The organism is Janthinobacterium sp. 344 (assembly GCF_900112025.1).
Taxonomy (GTDB): domain Bacteria; phylum Pseudomonadota; class Gammaproteobacteria; order Burkholderiales; family Burkholderiaceae_D; genus Janthinobacterium.
The window spans coordinates 505,585-523,063 of sequence record NZ_FOKL01000001.1; the positions used below are offsets into that span (position 1 = coordinate 505,585).

The 17,479-nt window shown below is 62.0% G+C and carries 23 protein-coding genes; 5 read left to right on the plus strand and 18 right to left on the minus strand.

Translation table 11 applies throughout. The features are described 5' to 3' along the window. Positions 1–25 precede the first annotated feature (25 nt). The 3 genes from ilvN to BM193_RS28165 form a co-directional block, all read right to left on the minus strand. Complete coding sequence (gene ilvN, locus BM193_RS02280; RefSeq protein ID WP_010399754.1) at positions 26–517, minus strand: acetolactate synthase small subunit; 492 nt, start codon at positions 515–517, stop codon at positions 26–28. Between the two features lie 2 nt (positions 518–519). Continuing rightward, positions 520–2,250, minus strand: coding sequence for an acetolactate synthase 3 catalytic subunit (locus tag BM193_RS02285; RefSeq protein WP_092795057.1), 1,731 nt, complete (start codon positions 2,248–2,250; stop codon positions 520–522). A 211-nt stretch (positions 2,251–2,461) separates the two neighbouring features. Continuing rightward, the gene (locus tag BM193_RS28165; protein ID WP_139229958.1) at positions 2,462–2,692 is read right to left on the minus strand and encodes a hypothetical protein; all 231 of its coding nucleotides are present in this window, start codon (positions 2,690–2,692) and stop codon (positions 2,462–2,464) included. A 54-nt stretch (positions 2,693–2,746) separates the two neighbouring features. Between BM193_RS28165 and BM193_RS02290 the strand changes: the two genes are divergently transcribed. From BM193_RS02290 to BM193_RS02310, 5 genes are all read left to right on the plus strand, one after another. Continuing rightward, a complete protein-coding gene (locus BM193_RS02290) occupies positions 2,747–3,316 on the plus strand; it encodes an RNA polymerase sigma factor (protein WP_092795059.1) in 570 nt (189 codons plus the stop codon). Then, on the plus strand, positions 3,313–3,717 hold the full coding sequence (locus tag BM193_RS02295) for a DUF3619 family protein (RefSeq protein ID WP_092795060.1): 405 nt from the start codon (positions 3,313–3,315) through the stop codon (positions 3,715–3,717). The genes BM193_RS02290 and BM193_RS02295 overlap by 4 nt, the downstream gene beginning before the upstream one ends. A 2-nt stretch (positions 3,718–3,719) precedes the next feature. Further along, positions 3,720–4,493: a DUF3106 domain-containing protein gene (locus tag BM193_RS02300; protein WP_092795061.1), complete on the plus strand. Its 774-nt coding sequence runs from the start codon at positions 3,720–3,722 to the stop codon at positions 4,491–4,493. Beyond that, positions 4,483–5,019: an RDD family protein gene (locus BM193_RS02305; protein WP_092795063.1), complete on the plus strand. Its 537-nt coding sequence runs from the start codon at positions 4,483–4,485 to the stop codon at positions 5,017–5,019. Before BM193_RS02300 ends, BM193_RS02305 begins: the two co-directional genes overlap by 11 nt. A gap of 63 nt (positions 5,020–5,082) precedes the next feature. Further along, a complete protein-coding gene (locus BM193_RS02310; protein WP_092795065.1) occupies positions 5,083–5,511 on the plus strand; it encodes a group III truncated hemoglobin in 429 nt (142 codons plus the stop codon). Here the strand turns inward: BM193_RS02310 and BM193_RS02315 are convergent. From BM193_RS02315 to BM193_RS02385, 15 genes are all read right to left on the minus strand, one after another. Then, on the minus strand, positions 5,508–6,266 hold the full coding sequence (locus tag BM193_RS02315; protein ID WP_092795067.1) for an rRNA pseudouridine synthase: 759 nt from the start codon (positions 6,264–6,266) through the stop codon (positions 5,508–5,510). The two genes, BM193_RS02310 and BM193_RS02315, sit on opposite strands and share 4 nt — an antisense overlap. Before the next feature lie 162 nt (positions 6,267–6,428). Then, entirely contained in the window at positions 6,429–7,268 is an 840-nt protein-coding gene (locus BM193_RS02320) for a class I SAM-dependent methyltransferase (protein WP_254785877.1), read from the minus strand. Between the two features lie 64 nt (positions 7,269–7,332). After that, positions 7,333–7,527 (minus strand): Fe-S cluster assembly protein IscX, encoded by a 195-nt coding sequence (gene iscX / locus BM193_RS02325; protein ID WP_071076333.1) that lies wholly within the window; start codon positions 7,525–7,527, stop codon positions 7,333–7,335. A 13-nt stretch (positions 7,528–7,540) separates the two neighbouring features. Further along, positions 7,541–7,882, minus strand: a complete 342-nt coding sequence (fdx, locus tag BM193_RS02330) for an ISC system 2Fe-2S type ferredoxin (RefSeq protein ID WP_034750070.1) — start codon at positions 7,880–7,882, stop codon at positions 7,541–7,543. 71 nt (positions 7,883–7,953) lie between these two features. Continuing rightward, on the minus strand, positions 7,954–9,834 hold the full coding sequence (gene hscA / locus BM193_RS02335) for a Fe-S protein assembly chaperone HscA (protein ID WP_092795071.1): 1,881 nt from the start codon (positions 9,832–9,834) through the stop codon (positions 7,954–7,956). A gap of 215 nt (positions 9,835–10,049) precedes the next feature. Beyond that, the gene (gene hscB / locus BM193_RS02340) at positions 10,050–10,565 is read right to left on the minus strand and encodes a Fe-S protein assembly co-chaperone HscB (protein WP_092795073.1); all 516 of its coding nucleotides are present in this window, start codon (positions 10,563–10,565) and stop codon (positions 10,050–10,052) included. Between the two features lie 67 nt (positions 10,566–10,632). Next, positions 10,633–10,953 (minus strand): iron-sulfur cluster assembly protein IscA, encoded by a 321-nt coding sequence (iscA, locus tag BM193_RS02345; RefSeq protein ID WP_034750079.1) that lies wholly within the window; start codon positions 10,951–10,953, stop codon positions 10,633–10,635. A gap of 51 nt (positions 10,954–11,004) precedes the next feature. Continuing rightward, entirely contained in the window at positions 11,005–11,394 is a 390-nt protein-coding gene (iscU, locus tag BM193_RS02350) for a Fe-S cluster assembly scaffold IscU (RefSeq protein WP_076567031.1), read from the minus strand. 175 nt (positions 11,395–11,569) lie between these two features. Then, positions 11,570–12,796 (minus strand): IscS subfamily cysteine desulfurase, encoded by a 1,227-nt coding sequence (locus tag BM193_RS02355; RefSeq protein ID WP_280175047.1) that lies wholly within the window; start codon positions 12,794–12,796, stop codon positions 11,570–11,572. Positions 12,797–12,866: 70 nt separating this feature from the next. Next, a complete protein-coding gene (gene iscR / locus BM193_RS02360) occupies positions 12,867–13,343 on the minus strand; it encodes a Fe-S cluster assembly transcriptional regulator IscR (protein WP_065310626.1) in 477 nt (158 codons plus the stop codon). Positions 13,344–13,569: 226 nt separating this feature from the next. Then, positions 13,570–14,121: an NADAR family protein gene (locus BM193_RS02365; protein ID WP_092795075.1), complete on the minus strand. Its 552-nt coding sequence runs from the start codon at positions 14,119–14,121 to the stop codon at positions 13,570–13,572. A 38-nt stretch (positions 14,122–14,159) separates the two neighbouring features. After that, complete coding sequence (locus BM193_RS02370; RefSeq protein WP_092795077.1) at positions 14,160–14,939, minus strand: uracil-DNA glycosylase family protein; 780 nt, start codon at positions 14,937–14,939, stop codon at positions 14,160–14,162. A gap of 140 nt (positions 14,940–15,079) precedes the next feature. Then, positions 15,080–15,730 carry a maleylacetoacetate isomerase gene (maiA, locus tag BM193_RS02375; RefSeq protein ID WP_092832206.1) on the minus strand — a complete coding sequence of 217 codons (651 nt, stop codon included), beginning with the start codon at positions 15,728–15,730 and terminating at the stop codon, positions 15,080–15,082. 14 nt (positions 15,731–15,744) lie between these two features. Further along, positions 15,745–16,773, minus strand: a complete 1,029-nt coding sequence (locus tag BM193_RS02380) for a fumarylacetoacetate hydrolase family protein (RefSeq protein ID WP_092795081.1) — start codon at positions 16,771–16,773, stop codon at positions 15,745–15,747. Between the two features lie 48 nt (positions 16,774–16,821). Then, the gene (locus BM193_RS02385; protein WP_092795083.1) at positions 16,822–17,355 is read right to left on the minus strand and encodes a VOC family protein; all 534 of its coding nucleotides are present in this window, start codon (positions 17,353–17,355) and stop codon (positions 16,822–16,824) included. Between the last annotated feature and the right edge of the window lie 124 nt (positions 17,356–17,479).

The following is a 17,479-nucleotide window of genomic DNA, read 5'->3' on the forward strand; positions in this document are numbered from 1 at the left end:
GGACCGCGTAGTGCTACTTATATTTTTATACTTTGAGGATGCGTTCGCCGCGGCCGATGCCGGAACCGCCCGTGCGGACGGTTTCCAGGATGGCGGCGCGGTCGATCGAATCGATGAACGCGTCCAGCTTGACCTTGTTGCCGGTCAGTTCGATCGTGTACGTCTTTTCGGTGACATCGATGATGCGGCCACGGAAGATATCGGCGGTGCGCTTCATTTCCTCGCGCTCCTTGCCCACGGCACGAACCTTGATCAGCATCAACTCGCGTTCGATATGCTGGCCTTCGGTCAGGTCCACCACCTTCACCACCTCGATGAGGCGGTTGAGGTGCTTGGTGATCTGCTCGATGATGTCATCCGAACCGCTGGTGACGATGGTCATGCGCGACAGAGTCGAGTCTTCCGTCGGCGCCACGGTCAAGGTTTCGATGTTGTAGCCGCGTGCCGAGAACAGGCCCACCACGCGCGACAGGGCGCCCGCTTCGTTTTCCAGCAAGACAGAAATAATATGGCGCATGATCAGAGGTCCTCCGAGCCGAGCATCATTTCGGACAGGCCCTTGCCGGCTTTCACCATTGGCCACACGTTTTCCGACTGGTCGGTAATGAAGTTCATGAATACCAGCCTGTCTTTCATGCCGAACGCCTCTTTCAGGGCGCCGTCAACGTCGCCCGGTTTTTCAATTTTCATGCCCACGTGGCCGTATGCTTCGGCCAACTTTTCAAAGTCGGGCAGCGAATCCATGTACGACTCGGAATAGCGCGAACCGTAATCGATTTCCTGCCACTGGCGCACCATGCCGAGGAAACGGTTGTTGAGCATGATGATCTTCGGCGTCAGGTGATACTGCTTGCACGTGGCGAGCTCCTGGATGCACATCTGGATCGAGCCTTCGCCGGTAATACAAGCAACGGTGGCGTCCGGATTGGCCATCTGCACGCCCATGGCGTACGGCAAGCCGACACCCATGGTGCCCAGGCCGCCGGAATTGATCCAGCGGCGCGGCTTGTCGAAGCCGTAATATTGCGCGGCCCACATCTGGTGCTGGCCCACGTCGGAGGTGATGAAGGCGTCGCCCTTGGTGATCTGGAACACTTTCTCCACCACCGCTTGCGGCTTGATGACCAGGTCGGACGTTGGATATTTCAGGCATTCGCGGCCGCGCCATTCGGCGATCTGCTTCCACCAGTTGCTCAAGGCATTGACGTTCGGCTTGGCTTCGGCCGCGTCGAGTTGCGCGAGGAACTCGATCAGCACGTCCTTGACGTTGCCGACGATGGGAATATCGACCTTCACGCGCTTGGAAATCGACGATGGATCGATGTCCACGTGGATGATCTTGCGCGGGTGCGAGGCGAAATGCTTGGGGTTGCCGATCACGCGGTCATCGAAACGGGCGCCGATGGCGATCAGCACGTCGCAGTTCTGCATCGCCATGTTCGCTTCATAGGTGCCGTGCATGCCGGGCATGCCGACATACTGCTCGCTCGAGGCGCGGTAGCCGCCCAGGCCCATCAAGGTATTGGTGCAAGGGAAACCCAGGCGGTCGACCAGCTTGTTCAGCTCGGGAGCCGCATGCGCCAGGATCACGCCGCCGCCCGTGTAGATCATCGGACGTTCCGCCTGCAGCAGCAGTTGCACGGCCTTGCGGATCTGGCCCGAGTGGCCCTTGTCGACGGGACGGTAGGAACGCATCTCGACTTCCTTCGGATAGTCAAAGTTGCATTTGTGCATGCTGATATCCTTGGGGATATCCACCAGCACGGGTCCCGGACGGCCGGTGCGGGCGATGAAGAAGGCTTTCTTGATCGTCGCTGCCAGGTCCTTGACGTCCTTGACGAGGAAGTTGTGCTTGACGACGGGGCGCGTGATGCCGACCGTGTCGCATTCCTGGAACGCATCCTGCCCGATGGCGTGGCTCGGCACCTGGCCGGAGATCACGACCATGGGAATCGAGTCCATGTAGGCGGTCGACAGGCCCGTGACGGCATTCGTGACGCCCGGACCGGACGTGACGATGGCGACACCGACTTTGTTCGAGCTGCGCGAATAGGCATCGGCGGCGTGGATCGCGGCCTGCTCGTGGCGTACCAGGATATGCTGGAATTTGTTTTGCTGGAAGATGGCGTCGTAGATGTAGAGTACGGCTCCGCCCGGATATCCAAAGACGTGCTCGACGCCCTCTTCAGCCAGACAGCGCACGACAATTTCCGCGCCGGTAATAGGTCCTGCTGTTGCTTCGGTATTCATGAAACATTCCTTTCAAGGTCCATTGGAGATTGATCGGATGTTCTTTCCTGACGAGGTACGCCTAACGCAACAGTGCTCCTGCTTCCCTTTTCATGCGGTCACGACATTTCTTTGGGCACCCATAGATACCTTACAAAACAACGCTTAACGCAACTCGTTTGGCCGGAGTTTCTGTGGCGCCTGTACGAACCGCTCGCGCTTGTGGCGCGGGTTAGAACAAACTGCCTACAAATGAAAGCGCGTCTTGTCGCTGGTGGCGTTGTGTGCCAGTTGCAACTTGACCATAGAGCTTTGGGGTGTTCAAAGCGTCCCATACGTTATCGCGTCGCACCATTATGGTCAAGGAAAATGTCAGCCGAATGCCCTTTTTGCTCACACGCAGTGCAAAAACGCTGCGGAAACGCACATTTTTTGCTAGCATGCTCAGGGTTGCAAAAAGCATACCCGCCTCCATTTCGCCCACAGCACACGCAGCCGCAAGCTCACCCCATACCGCATGGCAACAGACAAAGAATTATCCGACTTTCTAGAAAATGTCGAGCGGCGTGCTTTCAAGCAAGCCGCCTACGCGGTCCGCAAGGATGAATCGGCGCTCGACATCGTGCAGGATGCGATGATCAAGCTGGCCGAGAAATACGGCGACAAGCCGGCGGCGGAACTGCCGATGCTGTTCCAGCGTATCTTGCAGAACACCATACTCGATTATTTCCGTCGCGAAAAAGTACGCAATACCTGGGTCAGCCTGTTTTCCGGCATGAAATCCTCGGGCGACGAGCATGACGATTTTGAATTACTGGACACGTATGAGGCGGAACAGGGCTCCAGCGCCGCAGAATCTTCGGCCGATCAGGTCGAACGCGCGCAAATCCTTGATTTGATTGATGAAGAGGTACAAAAACTGCCTGCGCGTCAACGCGAAGCGTTCCTCATGCGTTATTGGCAGGACATGGATGTGGCTGAAACAGCGGAGGCGATGGGTTGCTCCGAAGGTAGCGTGAAAACACATTGCTCCAGAGCTACCCACACGCTCGCCGAATCGCTGAAAGCCAAGGGAATAAAACTATGAACACCGACGATCTCAATTTCGCTTACAAAGTGCGCCATGCACTGAACGAAAAACTCGACGACCTGCCCGCATCGACCACCGATCGCCTGGCGGCGGCACGCAAACTGGCCCTGGCGCGCAAGAAGGCGGACGCGCCTGCGGCCGTCGCCGTGCGCAAGGACGTCTTCGCCGGCATCGCCAGCAGCCTGTTTGTCGAACCGCTGTCGTGGCTGGGCCGCATGAGCGTCATCATCCCGCTGGTGCTGCTGGTGGGCGGCATGGTGGGCATTTACCAGTTTGAGCAAGAACAACATATTGCCGAACTGGCAGAAATCGATGCCGCCGTGCTGTCGGATGAATTGCCGCTGTCGGCCTATATGGACCATGGCTTCAACGCCTACCTGACGAAACGCGAGCAATAAGCATGGTACGTATCAGCAAACGCACTGGCTGGCTTGCCGCCGGCATCGGCCTGGGCGCCTGCGCCCTGGCTGGCGCCGCCTGGATGGGCCAGCACGCCGCGCCCCCGGCCGCCGTTCCCGTGACGGCAGCGCCGGCAGCGGCCGTGGCGCCTGCCCCACCCGCCAAACCGGGCTCGCCCCGCACGGCGGGCAAGGGTGGCACGCCGCCCAAGGCCAGCGACAATCCATCCTGGAACAAGCTGTCGCGCACGCAGCAGGAAGCCCTGCAGCCGCTGGCGGGCGAATGGAACAAGCTGGAAGCCTTGCGCAAGCAAAAATGGCTCGATATCGCCGCCCGCTTCGCTTCCATGTCGCCGGACGAGCAAGCCCGCGTGCATGAACGCATGCGCGAATGGATCAAGCTGACGCCGGAACAGCGCCGCCTCGTGCGCGAAAACTATACGCGCACGAAGAAGATTGATCCTGGTCAAAAAACCGCGCAATGGGAGCAATACCAGCAATTGCCGGAAGATCAAAAGAAGAAACTGGCCACGGAGCTGGTGCCGAAAAAGCCGCTGGGCAAAGTACCGGCGATCAATTCGAACACCAGCAAACCGGCCGTGATCCTGCCGCCAGCGGTACCAGTTGCCGCCGCGCCCCTTGCCCCGGCTCCCGCCGCGCCAGCCCTGACGCCGGCGACGCCGTCCGCCGCCGATGCCGCCATGGCAGCGCCGGCCACCACCGTGCCCGTCACGCCGCCCACCACGCCTGCCCCACTACCCGCCAATGCCAAATAGCACGCCTGCCGCCAGCACCACTTCCCTGCCCACGATCAAGCGCCGCCTGATTTCCATGGTGTACGAGTCGCTGCTGGCCCTGGCCGTGCTGTTCCTGCCCTTCCTGGTATTTGAATTGGTCGTGCAAGGCGCGCATACGCCCTTGACGGAACACATGCGCCAGTGCCTGGCCTTCCTCGTCATGGGCGCATATTTCATCCATCAATGGAGCCGCGAAGGGCAAACCCTGGCCATGAAGACATGGCGTCTGAAAGTGGTGCTGCCGGGCCACGCCCACGTGCCGCTGCGCGTGGCCGCCTGCCGCTACGTGCTTGCCTGGATGTGGCTGCTGCCTGCCCTGCTGGTGGCGTATAGCTTCGACCTGCAGCACTGGACGGCGCTGGGCGCCATCGGCATCGGCATGCTGGCGTGGTCAAGCACCGCCCTGTTCACGGGCAATGGCCAGTTCCTGCACGACAAACTGCTGGGCACGCAGATCGTGCAATTGCCCGCCCCGGCAAAGAAGTCCAAGAAAGTCGCCGCCTGAGATTTCAAGCGGCTTGACCTGCGTCATTGAAGCACCGCTGGGGGCCTGCGATCATGGCATGCCATGAACAATACCGCTCCCCCACCCCACATCCATATCATCAAATCCCGCCCGGACGTCTGCAGCGAAGACGAAGTCCGGCATCTCGTGCACACCTTCTATGCGGCCGCGCGCGAAGACGCCATGCTCGGTCCCATCTTTGCCGCCGAGGTCGAGGACTGGGATGCACACCTGGCGACCCTGGTGGATTTCTGGTCCGGCTTGCTGCGCGGCACCATGCGCTACCACGGCAAACCGCTGGCGCAGCACGCGCAGATGACAAACCTGACGCCGTGCATGTTCCGCCGCTGGCTGACCCTGTTCTTCGCCACCACGGAAAGCATGGGCAATGCCGCCCTGCAAGAGAAGGCCGACACCATCGCCCTGAATATCGCCGAACGGCTATGGAAAAGCTTTGCGGAAAGCCACGCCATCGTGGCGCCGCAGATTTAGAAGCGCTCGTAGCCTTGCAGGTAGCGCCATTGCCCCACGGGCATGGCGCCCATCGAAATGCGGCCGATGCGCAGGCGCTTCATGCCGACGACATCCAGGCCCACCATCTTGCACATGTGGGCGATCTGGCCCGGCTGCACGTTTTTCAGGGCGAAACGCAACCGCGTTTCATTCTGCCAGCTGACTTTGATCGGCGGCAAAGGCTTGCCATTGAAGGGCAAACCGTGATTCAGCAGCGCCAGGCCGTTTTCCATGATGTCGCCCGACACTTCGACGATGAATTCCTGCTCCACCGTTTTCGCTTCATCGACCAGCTTGCGGGCCACGCGGAAATCCTGCGTGAACACCAGCAGGCCCGAGGCCATGGTTTCCAGCGGATTGGTGATGGTCAGGCCAATCAGGTGACGTTTCAGGAAGCGCGTGACGGAGCTGGGCGCCACGTTCTCGGGCGTAAAAATTTCTTCCGGACGCAGGCAGCTCAAGGCCGGCTTGCCTTCCGCGCCCACGCCGCCATTGATGCCGGCCGGCTTGTGCAGCAGGATCGTCACGGGCGGCATTTCATCGAGCGTCGCGTTCGGCAGCAGCAACACTTCCTGGTTGTCCGCCACACGCGCACCGGCCTCTTCCACCAGCACGCCATCGACCGTCACCCAGCCGCCCTCGATGTACAGCTCGGCCTCGCGGCGTGAGCAGGGCACGTCTTCGGACAGGCGCTTGGCCAGGCGGACGGTGGGCATTTCGTGTGGTGTGGTCATGGGGGTGCGCAAAAAGCAAGAGGAGGAGAAAGCCGGTATTGTAACCGACCCGCTCCTCCCCTTTTACGACTTGCGCTGATGACTGTCAGATTACGCTGCTGATTGTCGGATTACGCTGCGCTAATCCGACCTGCGCGGCAAAAGGCCGCGGTCATCCACCAATCAGGCTTGCGCCTTGGCCAACTCCTCGGCAAAGAAGCGGTGGCCCATCTCTTCCAGGCCCAGGGTCTGCAGCACTTCCTGCAGGCGCTCGGTGGGACGCTGGCGCGGCAGGTTTTTGTAGCTGGCGATGATGAGCTCATTCTTCATCGAATGTTCCCAGCCCACCAGCTCCGTCACGCTGACCTGGTAGCCATGGGCTTCGAGCTGCAGGCAGCGCAGCACGTTGGTGATCTGGCTGCCGAACTCGCGCGTGTGCAGCGGGTGGCGCCACAGCTCCGTCAAGACATTCTTGCCCAGGCTCTTGCCCTTGTTCTTCTTCAGGACGGAGGCCACTTCCGCCTGGCAGCATGGTACCAGCACCATGAATTTCGCCTTTTTCTTCAGCGCGAAGTGGATGGCGTCATCGGTGGCCGTATTGCACGCATGCAAGGCCGTGACGATGTCGATCTGCTGCGGCAGCAAGGTCGATTCCGTCGATTCGGCCACGGACAACGGTAAAAACGACATGCCGGGGAAGTTGAATTTCTTCGCCAGTTCCTGGGAGCGCTGCACCAGTTCTTCGCGCGTCTCGATGCCGTAGATGTGCGAACCGTCGTTGCCATTCTTGAAGAACAGGTCGTACAGGATGAAACCCAGGTAGGACTTGCCGGCGCCGTGGTCGACCAGCGACACGCCGGGGTGGTCCAGCTGCACTTCGCGCAGCAACGGCTCGATGAACTGCGTCAGGTGGTACACCTGCTTGAGCTTGCGGCGGCTGTCCTGGTTCATCTTGCCGTCGCGCGTCAGGATGTGCAATTCCTGCAGCAAGGCGACCGACTGGCCATCCTTAATCTCGGGCATGTTGCTGGCGGCCGTGATGACGTCTTTCGGCGCAGCGGCTGCGGTGGCGGCGGGTGCCGCGCCCTTAGCGCGCTTCATCGATCCACGCCATCTGTATCGCTTCGAGCACTTTTTCGCCGCCGCGCGTGTGGTCATCGTCGAAGCCGTCCAGTTCCACCACCCAGTTGTGCAGGTCGGTGAAACGCACGGTCAGCGGATCAATGTCCGGATGCGCGTCATACAGCGCTTCGGCGATCGCGTGTATGTCGGACCATTTCATCTTAGTTGCCATATTAGTGGCTGCCTTCGCTGACCTGGTTGATCGTGTATTTCGGGATTTCGACGACGAGGTCGGCCTCGGCCACGATGGATTGGCACGACAGGCGCGACACGGCTTCCAGGCCCCAGGCCTTGTCCAGCATGTCTTCTTCCAGTTCCGTCGCTTCGTTCAGCGATTCGATGCCCTCGCGCACCAGCACGTGGCAGGTGGTGCAGGCGCACGATTTTTCGCAGGCGTGCTCGATGTCGATGTCGTTTTCCAGCAGGATGTCGCAGATGGACTTGCCGGCCGGGGCTTCGATGACGGCGCCGTCCGGGCAAAGCTTGGCGTGCGGCAGGATAACGATTTGTGGCATGGTGTCTTCTTTCAGTCTGTCATTCGGGGCGCGGCCGCGGCGAGTGCCTGCGGCGCGCATGTCAATTATTCTTAAACCACTTGATCGAGCGTTTTGCCGGTCAGCGCCGTGCGCACGCTGCGGTCCATGCGGCGCGAGGCGAACTCCTCGGTCCCGTCGGCCAGCGCCTCGATCGCCAGTTTTAATGCCTGGTGGTCGATGGCGCCGCTTTGCGATTGCGCAATGGCGTCGCGCACCTTGTTCATCAAGCCGTCGACGGCCGCACGCTCGGCATCGTCGAGCAAGCCGCCGTCTTCATCGAGCGCCGACTGCGTGGCCAGCAGGATGCGTTCCGCCTCCACCTGCTCTTCGCGCAGCGCGCGCGCCACCATGTCGGTGTCGGCCGAGGTGTACGAATCCTGCAGCATGCGGGCGATGTCGTCGTCGCCCAGGCCATAGGCCGGCTTGACGCTGATCGACGCTTCCACGCCCGAGCGCAGTTCGCGCGCCGAGACGGACAGCAAACCGTCCGCATCGACCTGGTAGGTGATGCGGATGCGCGCGGCGCCCGCCACCATCGGCGGAATGCCGCGCAATTCAAAGCGCGCCAGCGAGCGGCAATCGCTCACCAGTTCGCGCTCGCCCTGCAGCACGTGCACGGCCAGGGCCGTCTGGCCATCTTTGAATGTCGTGAATTCCTGCGCGCGCGCGCACGGGATCGTCGAATTGCGCGGGATGATCTTTTCCACCAGGCCGCCCATGGTTTCGATGCCCAGCGAGAGCGGGATCACGTCCAGCAGCAGCCAGTCGTCGCCGGCGGCGCGATTGCCGGCCAGCAAGTTCGCCTGGATGGCCGCGCCCAGCGCCACGACTTTATCGGGATCGATATTCGCGTGCGGCGTGGTGTGGAAGAATTCGCTGACGGCGCGCTGCACGTGCGGCATGCGCGTGGCGCCGCCGACCATCACCACGCCATCGACGTCATCCGCATCGACGTTCGCGTCGCGCAGGGCTTTCTTGATGGCGTTCATGGTCTTGGCGACCAGGTGCGCCGTCATCTTGGCGAATTCCTCGGCCGTGATGCGCAGGTGGATCTCTTCGCCCGAGTTCAGGGCCGCGTCGATCAGCGTTTCCGACTTGGTCGACAGCGTTTCCTTGATTTCGCGCGCCTTGACCATCAGGATGGCCGTGTCTTCGTCGGACAGGGGCGCCAGCTTGGCGTGTTCGCTGATCCAGCAGAACAGGCGGCGGTCGAAATCGTCGCCGCCCAGGGCCGAGTCGCCGCCCGTGGACAGCACCTCGAAGACGCCCTTGCTCAGCTTCAGGATCGAGATGTCGAAGGTGCCGCCGCCCAGGTCGTACACGGCGTACACGCCTTCGGACGCGTTATCGAGGCCGTAGGCAATGGCGGCGGCCGTCGGCTCGCTCAGCAGGCGAAGCACGTTGATGCCGGCCAGCTGCGCCGCGTCTTTCGTCGCCTGGCGCTGCGCGTCGTCGAAGTAGGCGGGCACGGTGATCACGGCGCCCACCAGGTCGTCGCCCAGCGAATCTTCCGCGCGCTGGCGCAGGGTGGCGAGGATTTGCGCCGACACTTCGACGGGGCTTTTCACGCCGGCCACGGTTTTCAGCTGCACCATGCCAGGCGTATCCTGGAAGTCGTAGGGCAGGTTTTCCGCGTAGGCGATATCGGCCAGGCCGCGGCCCATGAAGCGCTTGACGGAGACGATGGTGTTTTTCGGGTCGGTGGTTTGCGCGGCCAGGGCCTTGTAGCCGATGTTCGCGTGGCCGTTCGGCAGGTAGCGCACGACGGACGGCAGCAGGGAACGCCCGTCTTCGTCGTTGAGCACCTCGGGAATGCTGTTGCGGACGGTCGCGACCAGGGAATTGGTGGTGCCAAGATCGATGCCGACGGCCAGGCGGTGCTGGTGCGGCGCGGTCGACATGCCTGGTTCGGAAATTTGCAGAAGTGCCATTGTATTCGTGCCTCGATTAATTTTTTGCGTGTTGCAGCAGATGCCTGGTGCGCATTATAAGACGCGCGCGTATCACACGCTCGCCACAGTCCCGAGTGTCGGACAGAAGCGCAGCGCGCGGCAGTGATTTGCGGCCGGGAAGCGCAACCGCACTCTGGTACGGCGGGCATCGCCGGCCGCGCAGCGCGACGCGCGGCAGCTGGTGTCCGGCACTCTCAGGCCTCGATGGCCTCGTAGGCAAAACGCACTTCCTCGCCGAATTTGTCGAGGAACATCAGGGCGCGCACGCTTTGCGCGGCATTCACGTAGTCGCCGCCATCGAGCTGGGCGGCCACCTGGGCCAGCAAGGCCTTGCGTTCGCCGCGCAGCTGGCGGTCCAGGGCGTCGAGCGCGTCGGCATCCTTGCCGGCACGCGCATCGCCCAATTCCTCGCGCCATTCCATCTGCTGCATCAGGAAGCTGACCGGCATGGCCGTGTTCGACTCCGTCTGCAGGTCGACGCCATTGATCTCGCACAGGTACTGCGCGCGCTTTTGCGGGCTTTTCAGGGTCTGGTAGGCTTCATTGGCGCGCGTGGCCCACTGCATGGCGACGCGCTTTTCGGCGCTGCCGGCATTGATGAAGCGGTCGGGATGGACCTTGCCCTGCACGTCGCGGTAAGCCGCGTCGAGCGCATGCATGTCGAGCGCGAACTGCGCCGGCAACTGGAATAATTCGAAGTGGTTTTGCATAATTTGTCGGTGGTCGCTGTACCGCAATCGATGGGTACAGCGCACCGACCGGGGTCTTGCCAGCTGTTTAAATCCTGAACGATTCGCCGCAGCCGCAGGCGTCCTTCTCGTTCGGATTGTGGAACTTGAAGCCTTCATTCAAGCCTTCGCGCGCGAAATCGAGTTCCGTGCCATCGATGTAAGGCAGGCTTTTCGGGTCGACGAAGACCTTCACGCCATGCGATTCGAAGACGCTGTCTTCGGCCGCCGCTTCATCGACATATTCGAGCTTGTAGGCCAGGCCCGAGCAGCCCGTGGTGCGCACGCCGAAGCGCAAGCCCATGCCCTTGCCGCGCCGTTCGATATAACGGTTGATGTGTTTCGCCGCTTTTTCGGTCAGTGTGATCATGTATTTCTCCGCAACTGCCCCGGCCTTGCGGCCGGAGCGGGCTGCCAACGTTTAAGCTGCTACTGGATGGCGGGTCTGGTAATCCAGCACTGCCGCCTTGATGGCGTCTTCCGCCAGGATGGAGCAGTGGATCTTCACTGGCGGCAGGGCCAGTTCTTCGGCGATCTGCGTGTTCTTGATGGCCAGCGCCTGGTCCAGGGTCTTGCCCTTGACCCATTCGGTCACCAGCGAGCTCGATGCGATGGCCGAACCGCAGCCGTAGGTCTTGAATTTCGCATCTTCGATCAGGCCATCGGCGCCGACCTTGATCTGCAGTTTCATCACGTCGCCGCAGGCGGGCGCGCCCACCATGCCGGTGCCGATGGTTTCATCACCCTTGTCGAAAGCGCCCACGTTGCGCGGGTTTTCGTAGTGATCGAGTACTTTGTCCGAGTAAGCCATTTTGATGCTCCTTTAATATTCTTGCCGGCCCCGTTCACGAGGCAAATTGATCTTCAAGTGCCTGGAAAACCGTAGCGAGCGGCAGTGAGTTGTGGCCGAGAAGCGGAACTGTGCCGGGGCACAGTGAGCATCGCAGGCCGCAAATCGCGACGCGCAGTAGGTTTAACAGGTGCTTTTAGTGGGCTGCCCATTGGATGGAGTTAATGTCGATTCCCTCTTTGAACATGTCCCACAGCGGCGACAGTTCGCGCAATTTGTGTACTTTCGATTTCAGCAGGTTCACGGCGAAGTCGATGTCTTCCTCGGTCGAGAAGCGGCCGATGGTGAAGCGGATCGAGCTGTGCGCCAGTTCGTCACTGCGGCCCAGGGCGCGCAGCACGTACGATGGTTCCAGGCTGGCCGAGGTGCAGGCCGAACCGGACGACACGGCGATATCCTTGATCGCCATGATCAGCGACTCGCCTTCGACGTAGTTGAAGCTGACGTTCAGGTTGTGCGGCACGCGGTGGTCCATGTCGCCGTTGATGTAGACTTCTTCGATCTCCTGCAAGCCCTTGGCCAGGCGGTCGCGCAAGGCCTGGATGCGGCCGATTTCGCTGTCCATCTCTTCCTTGGCGATGCGGAAGCTCTCGCCCATGCCGACGATCTGGTGCGTCGGCAGGGTGCCCGAACGCAGGCCGCGCTCGTGGCCGCCACCGTGCATCTGCGCTTCCAGGCGCACGCGCGGCTTGCGGCAGACGTACAGGGCGCCCACGCCTTTCGGGCCGTAGGTTTTGTGCGCCGTGAAGGTCATCAGGTCGACCTTGGTCTTTTGCAGGTCGATGACGACCTTGCCCGTCGCTTGCGCGGCGTCGCAATGGAAGATGATGCCTTTCGAGCGGCAGAACGCGCCGATCTCGTCGATCGGCTGGATCACGCCGATTTCGTTGTTCACCAGCATGACCGACACGAGGATGGTATCCGGGCGCACGGCCGCGGCCAGCTGCTCGACGGTGATCAGGCCGTTGTCCTGCGGTTCCAGGTAGGTCGCCTCGAAGCCGATGCGTTCCAGTTCGCGCACCGTGTCGAGCACCGATTTATGCTCGGTCTTGACGGTGATGATGTGCTTGCCCTTGGTCTTGTAGAACTGTGCCGCGCCCTTGATGGCCAGGTTGTTGCTTTCCGTCGCGCCGGAGGTCCAGATGATTTCGCGCGGATCGGCGTTCACCAGGGCCGCCACGTGGCCGCGTGCCTCTTCCACGGCTTTTTCCGCCGTCCAGCCGTACATGTGGCTGCGCGATGCCGGATTGCCGAACTGCTCGCGCAGGTAGGGAATCATCTTGTCGGCGACGCGTGGATCGATCGGCGTCGTGGCCGAGTAATCCATGTAGATCGGGAAATGCGGTGCGGTTTCAAAGTGCACTTGGCCTACGTTTTTTTCTGGGGCGTTCATCAATAACTCCTGCAATCAGCAACTGGTATTTTTGTCATTATCAACCGAGGGCGGCGTGGTTACGGTGCATCACCATCACGCTTTGCTCGGCGTTCTTTTGTCTCTGCTGGTCGACCAGGTCCTGCAAGGACACAGAATCCAGATAATCGACCATTTTTTCGTTGAGTGTGGACCACAATTCATGCGTCATGCAGCGCGCGCCCGTGGCCGCGTCGGCGCCGTGGCAATGTTCCTTGCCGCCGCACTGCGTGGCGTCGAGCGGTTCGTCGACGGCGATGATGATGTCGGCCACCGTCACCTTGTCGGCGCGGCGCGCCAGGCTGTAGCCGCCGCCCGGGCCGCGGATCGATTCGACGATCTCATGCCGGCGCAGCTTGCCGAACAGCTGTTCCAGGTAGGACAGGGAAATCGACTGGCGCTGGCTGATGCCGGACAAGGTGACCGGTCCCTTGCCCTGGCGCAGGGCAAGATCGATCATCGCTGTCACGGCAAAACGGCCTTTTGTAGTCAGACGCATACATCCTCGGTCAACTGTTCAATAACTGGTTTAAAATATTGCGGCTTTTCAACTCCTCAAACCCCGAGTAGTTGAATGATTTAGTCAAGTATAACAAATTCGGCGGGGTTTGTCAGAGCGCCCCTCGATGACCACAGGGCTGGCAGGGGCATGGCCGGCCGCGCCAGGCGCGGCGGCATCAGGAAAACAACAGGCGGGAAAGCACGGGCATGCGCAGCGTCGATTCTCAGCCCCGTAAAGCGCTTCGTACTTTCATCAGTTCAAAGCCCAGCAGGTTCAAGCCATCCCAGGTGGCGGGGTCGCCGATGCGCGGATTGTCCGACGCCAGGCCCACGCCCCAGATGCGGTCGACGGGACTGGCTTCGACGATGACGCGCTCGCCCGTGCCCAGCAAAAACTTGCGCAGCGCCGCCTTTTGCGAAAACTTGGCGAAATTCCCATCGAAAACGATGCCGGCCCGCGCCGCTTCCCATGCCTTGGCGTCAAAGTTCGCCACTTCGCGCCCCAGCTTCTTCACTTCCGACGGCCGCTCGGCCGCCACGATGCGCGCCTGGACTGAGGTGTCGCCGAACAGGGCCGCCTTTTGCGCCATCATGTAGTGCTCGGCAGTGGCATACGTCACGCCAGCCAGGCTGAACGGCGACGGAAACCACTGGCTGAAGCAGCTTTTATCAGGCACTTGCGGTTGCGCCGGCGTGTGGCCCCAGAAATACAGATAGTCGGGCACGCCGCCCGCCGCGATCCATTGCTTCAATTCTTCAACGTTACTGATTTGCATATTCCCCGGACTTCCGCCACACAGGCGCCAATTCAATGTCAAGCACGCAATAGGTGCATCGGGCCGAACAAGGCCTGCATGTCACGATTGCCGATAAAGGACAGATTATACGGATGTTCGGCCGTTACCTGCGGCAACATTGCCGCCACGGGCAGGCGTTTGATCAGCTCGGCAATCTTGCCCCACAGGACCAGTTGCGGCAAAGCGACTCCGTCCGGCTGCGCCAGCGCTTCCAGCACCACTTGCAGGAAAGGCAGCCAGCCGCGCGCATCCTGCACGGGCGGCACGTGGGCGCGGAACACCAGCGCCGCGTTGAGCAGCAAGAAACCCTGCTCCGTCATCTTGCGCTGCAGCTCGGGCAGGGTCTGGACGACGCCGCTGTCCGCCTGCAGCGCGGCGGCCGCCACGGGCGCCATGGCCGCGCCGGACGTGTCGCCCGCCTGCAGCTGGCCGTCGGCCACCAGCAGCATCTTCATGAAGTTGCGCAGGGAGGTGGCGCGGTTGACGGGCTTCGACAGCCCGGTCGCCGACCACAGGCTGCCCACGGCGCCATCCATGAAGCACACGCCCGTGGCGCTGTCGGCGCGCGGATACGGCCCCTCGCCCACCAGCACATGGCGCACCTGCGCCAGCGGCAGGGCGAAGGCGGCGAACAACCGGCCCTGCGTGGGCAGGTAATCGTCGGCGGCCAGCGCCGGCAAATAGGCGGGATCGGCCGCCATCACGGCGTGCAAGCCGCGCAGCAGGATGGGCCGCCAGGAAGCATGCGCCAGGGACAAGGCATCGGTGATGCTGGCAGGAACGGTTGTTGCGGTCATGGCGCGTCAGTAAAATATTTGGGCAAACGCAAATTGTAGCCTAACGGCAAGCGGGCATTGACTGCCCAAAATCAATTCCGCATAAAAAAGCCCCGGCCTGCATGCTGGCCGGGGCGGCTTACGTTTGATACGGCTCAAACTTACTCGGCGTCAGGCTGCCGCGACGGATGGGCGGCGGCAAACGCCGGCAAGGCGGCGCAATGCGCATGGATGCGCGCCACGCGCGGGTACGGCGCCAGGTCAATGGCGAAGCGCTGCGCATTGAACACTTGCGGCACCAGGCAGCAGTCGGCCATCGTCGCCCTGTCGCCGTGGCAGAACAGGTTTTTACCCTCCGGGTCGCCCTGCGCCAGCAGCGCCTCGACGGCCGCCAGCCCTTCGGCCATCCAGTGGCGGTACCACTCCTGCTTGGCCTCGTCCGACAGCCCCAGGGTGTTTTTCAGGTACTTCAGCACGCGCAGATTCGTCAGCGGATGGGCGTCGCAGGCAATCGCCAGCGCCAGCGCACGCACGCGGGCACGGCCCAGCGCATCGGCCGGCAGCAGCGGCACGGCTGGCCGCGTCTCCTCAAGATACTCGAGCATGGCCAGCGACTGCGTCAAGATGGCGCCCTCGTCATCGAGCGCCGGCACCAGCGCCGACGGATTGACGGCGCGGTAGGCCGGCAGCAGCTGCTGGCCGCCATCCTGCAGCAGATGCACGGGGATGCTGTCGTAGGCGATGCCCTTCAAATTGAGGGCGATGCGCACGCGGTAGGCGGCCGAACTGCGAAAGTAGGTGTACAGCTTCATGGGGCGCCCTCCCCTCAGGCGCGTGTGGCGCCGGCGTACAGGGCCACGGTCTGCTCGATGCTGCCGAAGATGCTGGCGCCGGCCGCGTCGCGCATCTCGATGCGCACCGTGTCACCGAACCTCAGGAAACCCGTCTTCGGCGCGCCGTGTTCGATGGTTTCATACATGCGCACTTCGGCCAGGCAGCAGTAGCCCACGCCGCCATTCTCGATGCTGGAACCGAACAGGTTGCCCTGCTTGTTCGACACGGTGCCCGAGCCGACGATGCTGCCGGCGCCCAGCTCGCGCGTCTTCGCCGCATGGGCGACGAGCTGCGCAAAATTGAAGGTCATGTCTTCGCCCGCATTCGGCTTGCCGAACGGCTTGTCGTTCAAGTCCACCAGCAGCGGCAGGTGCAATTTGCTGTCCACCCAGTGGCTTTCAAGTTCATCGGGCGTGACGGCGACGGGCGAAAAGGCGCTGGCCGCCTTCGACTGGAAGAAGCCAAAGCCCTTGGCCAGTTCGCCCGGGATCAGGTTGCGCAAGGAGACGTCGTTGACCAGCATGACCAGGCGAATCGCCTTCGCCGCCTCGTCCACGCTGGCGCCCATGGCGACGTCGCCCGTAATCACGGCCACTTCCGCCTCCAGGTCGATGCCCCACTCTTCCGACAGGGCGAAGATGGGATCGCGCGGGCCGATGAAACTGTCCGAGCCGCCCTGGTACATCAGCGGATCCGTGTAGAACGAAGCCGGCACTTCCGCATTGCGCGCCTTGCGCACCAGCTCCACGTGGTTGATGTAGGCGGAACCGTCGGCCCACTGGTAGGCGCGCGGCAGCGGCGAGTGGCACAGGCTGGCGGCAAAGGGCTGGGCGCCAGCCGCCGTGCCCGCGTTCAGGGCCGCGTAGGCCTGCTCCAGCTTCGGCGCCACGGCGTCCCAGTCGTCCAGCGCCGCCTGCAGCGTGGGCGCGATATCGGCCACGAGGAGGCATTGGCGCAGGTCGCGGCTGACGAGGATCAGGGCGCCGTCACGGCTGCCGTTTTTCAGGGTTGCGAGTTTCATGTTATTCCTTGTTCGGTGTATTTTTCAGTTGGCATCAAGCTGCGGCACTCAGGCGTCGGCCGGCGCATGCATCCAGGCGGCGTGTTTCGGCGCGCGGCGCGTCTGCGACCATTCTTCCAGCATTTCCCATTTGACGGCGTCCAGTTTGGCCATCATCTCGGGCGTGCCCACGTTGGCCGCCAGTTCCAGGCGGTGGCCGTTGGGGTCGAAGAAATAAATCGACTGGAAGATGGCGTGGTTCACGGGACCCAGCACCTCGATGCCGGCGGCCACCAGGCGCTCCTTGGCGGCCAGCAGCTCCTCCATGCTGGCCACTTCCAGTGCCAGATGCTGCACCCAGGCCGGGGTATTGCGGTCGCGGTCCATCGGCGGCTGCGTCGGCAGTTCGAAAAAGGCCAGCACATTGCCCTGGCCCGCGTCGAGGAAGACGTGCATGTACGGATCCGGCGCCTTGGTCGACGGCACCAGGTCTTCGGCGATGGCGAGGACGAAATTCATGTTCAAATGCTTGACGTACCACTCGACGGTCTTTTTCGCGTCGATGCAGCGGTAGGCGACGTGGTGGATTTGCTTGATTTTCATACTGTCTGTCTCCAATGGATGCGCGCACGGCGCGATGGCTGGCGTGTTTTTCAGCTTTTCACCATTAGAATCGAGTTGCAGCTATCATACAAACAATTTTTATCCATTGATTTATCGGATTATC

Excerpts from the sequence above, each read along its gene's own strand:
- BM193_RS02380 (WP_092795081.1), bottom strand. The coding sequence starts at position 16,773 with ATGAAACTCGCAACCCTGAAAAACGGCAGCCGTGACGGCGCCCTGATC.
- BM193_RS02370 (WP_092795077.1), bottom strand. The coding sequence starts at position 14,939 with ATGACCGCAACAACCGTTCCTGCCAGCATCACCGATGCCTTGTCCCTG.
- ilvN (WP_010399754.1), bottom strand. The coding sequence starts at position 517 with ATGCGCCATATTATTTCTGTCTTGCTGGAAAACGAAGCGGGCGCCCTG.
- BM193_RS02310 (WP_092795065.1), top strand. The coding sequence starts at position 5,083 with ATGAACAATACCGCTCCCCCACCCCACATCCATATCATCAAATCCCGC.
- fdx (WP_034750070.1), bottom strand. The coding sequence starts at position 7,882 with ATGCCACAAATCGTTATCCTGCCGCACGCCAAGCTTTGCCCGGACGGC.
- BM193_RS02305 (WP_092795063.1), top strand. The coding sequence starts at position 4,483 with ATGCCAAATAGCACGCCTGCCGCCAGCACCACTTCCCTGCCCACGATC.
- iscU (WP_076567031.1), bottom strand. The coding sequence starts at position 11,394 with ATGGCTTACTCGGACAAAGTACTCGATCACTACGAAAACCCGCGCAAC.
- BM193_RS02300 (WP_092795061.1), top strand. The coding sequence starts at position 3,720 with ATGGTACGTATCAGCAAACGCACTGGCTGGCTTGCCGCCGGCATCGGC.
- hscA (WP_092795071.1), bottom strand. The coding sequence starts at position 9,834 with ATGGCACTTCTGCAAATTTCCGAACCAGGCATGTCGACCGCGCCGCAC.
- BM193_RS28165 (WP_139229958.1), bottom strand. The coding sequence starts at position 2,692 with ATGCTTTTTGCAACCCTGAGCATGCTAGCAAAAAATGTGCGTTTCCGC.
- hscB (WP_092795073.1), bottom strand. The coding sequence starts at position 10,565 with ATGCAAAACCACTTCGAATTATTCCAGTTGCCGGCGCAGTTCGCGCTC.
- BM193_RS02285 (WP_092795057.1), bottom strand. The coding sequence starts at position 2,250 with ATGAATACCGAAGCAACAGCAGGACCTATTACCGGCGCGGAAATTGTC.
- BM193_RS02365 (WP_092795075.1), bottom strand. The coding sequence starts at position 14,121 with ATGCAAATCAGTAACGTTGAAGAATTGAAGCAATGGATCGCGGCGGGC.
- BM193_RS02315 (WP_092795067.1), bottom strand. The coding sequence starts at position 6,266 with ATGACCACACCACACGAAATGCCCACCGTCCGCCTGGCCAAGCGCCTG.
- maiA (WP_092832206.1), bottom strand. The coding sequence starts at position 15,730 with ATGAAGCTGTACACCTACTTTCGCAGTTCGGCCGCCTACCGCGTGCGC.
- BM193_RS02295 (WP_092795060.1), top strand. The coding sequence starts at position 3,313 with ATGAACACCGACGATCTCAATTTCGCTTACAAAGTGCGCCATGCACTG.
- BM193_RS02290 (WP_092795059.1), top strand. The coding sequence starts at position 2,747 with ATGGCAACAGACAAAGAATTATCCGACTTTCTAGAAAATGTCGAGCGG.
- BM193_RS02385 (WP_092795083.1), bottom strand. The coding sequence starts at position 17,355 with ATGAAAATCAAGCAAATCCACCACGTCGCCTACCGCTGCATCGACGCG.
- iscA (WP_034750079.1), bottom strand. The coding sequence starts at position 10,953 with ATGATCACACTGACCGAAAAAGCGGCGAAACACATCAACCGTTATATC.
- iscR (WP_065310626.1), bottom strand. The coding sequence starts at position 13,343 with ATGCGTCTGACTACAAAAGGCCGTTTTGCCGTGACAGCGATGATCGAT.
- iscX (WP_071076333.1), bottom strand. The coding sequence starts at position 7,527 with ATGAAATGGTCCGACATACACGCGATCGCCGAAGCGCTGTATGACGCG.
- BM193_RS02320 (WP_254785877.1), bottom strand. The coding sequence starts at position 7,268 with ATGCCCGAGATTAAGGATGGCCAGTCGGTCGCCTTGCTGCAGGAATTG.